Source organism: Cupriavidus sp. WGlv3 (genome assembly GCF_023952475.1).
GTDB classification, from domain to species: Bacteria; Pseudomonadota; Gammaproteobacteria; order Burkholderiales; family Burkholderiaceae; genus Cupriavidus; species Cupriavidus phytorum.
Genome location: NZ_JALHRX010000096.1, coordinates 1 through 1303, shown reverse-complemented (window position 1 = coordinate 1303; position 1303 = coordinate 1). Strand labels below are relative to the sequence as shown.

The 1303-nt window shown below is 62.0% G+C and carries 1 protein-coding gene; it reads right to left on the bottom strand.

Translation table 11 applies throughout. From position 1 onward, the window contains the following. Positions 1-3 precede the first annotated feature (3 nt). Positions 4-1224, bottom strand: coding sequence for an ISL3-like element ISRta1 family transposase (locus MKD38_RS30585; RefSeq protein WP_012353615.1), 1221 nt, complete (start codon positions 1222-1224; stop codon positions 4-6). Positions 1225-1303: the final 79 nt, after the last annotated feature.

Here is a 1303-nt window from a genome sequence, read left to right as displayed (position 1 = left end):
GGTTCATCGAGGAATTCCGGGGAAGGCTGCGCGGATTTTGAGGAAGAAGTATTCCTCGTCGCGATAGCCGTACGCGCGGCGCTTGATGACCTTGATGGTGTTGTTGATGCCTTCGACCACGCTGGTGTTCAATGGGTGGCGGCAGCGGGCCAAGATGCCATGCCAGTAGCCTTGCAGGCGCTTCGCAAACAACTCCAGGGCAGGTATTCGGCTCTGCCGAGCCTGCTCGCACCATTGCTCCCAAGCTTTTTGCGCCCACGCCGGGCGGCGGTAGAACCATAGCCGCTTTAGCTCGTCGCGCAACAGATAGACTGTCAGCAATGGCCGGTTCGCCTCCAGGACCTCATCCAGATGAACCGCCTGGGGGACGCTCAAGTTCTCCCGATTCCGCAGCAGTAGCCAGCGTGTGGACTTGAGCACCCGTCTGGCCGGCCGATCGTGCCGCAGCTGATTGGCCTGATCCACCCGTACTCGGTCGATGACCTCACGCCCGTACTTAGCTACCACGTGGAACAGGTCGAAGACCACCTCTGCTTGCGGGCAATGCGCCCGGATCTCCAACTCATACGCGGTCGTCATGTCGATGGCGACGGCCTCGATGCGCTGCGCAACGCCGGCGGGGAGCTGCTCAAAGAAGGCTCGGGCGGTCTCGCGTGAGCGCCCCTGTCCGATCCAGAGCACCTGCCGCCCAATGGGGTCGACTACCACCGTGGCATATCGATGCCCCTTGTGTAGCGCGAACTCATCCATGGCCAGGTAGCGGATATTGGACCAGTCCGGCTCGGCCACTGCCTCACGCAAGCGAGCCTTATCGATCGATTTAACTGTGTGCCAGCCCAGATCGTAGAAGGCCGCCACCGCCTGCACCGTACAGTGGCGCAACAAGTGGCCGCAAGCCTGGGCCAAGCGGGCCGTCACGCGTTGGTAGCGCCCAAGCCATTCCAGCCGCTCCAGCCTCGGACCGCCGCAACGGTCGCACCAAACGCGCCGGCGCGGCACGTGCAGTACGACCCGATACTCGAACAGCGGAAGGTCCCGGACTCGCCTGACCACTGTCTCATGCACCTGATGGCAGCGCGCGCCACACTCCTCGCAATGCATGACCTTGCTGACCGGCTTCAAGTACAACGACAGCGTACGGCTCTCTCCCTCCGGCCATTCCACGCGCTCCAGCCGGTAGCCCTTCCAGCAACCCAGTGCTTGCAGCGTCTTGCGATCCAGCACACATCCCCCTGATACCTGAAGAAACAGACATCAGCATACAAAATGTGCTCTTTCGGGCCACGGTTTTCTGCGAAGAACC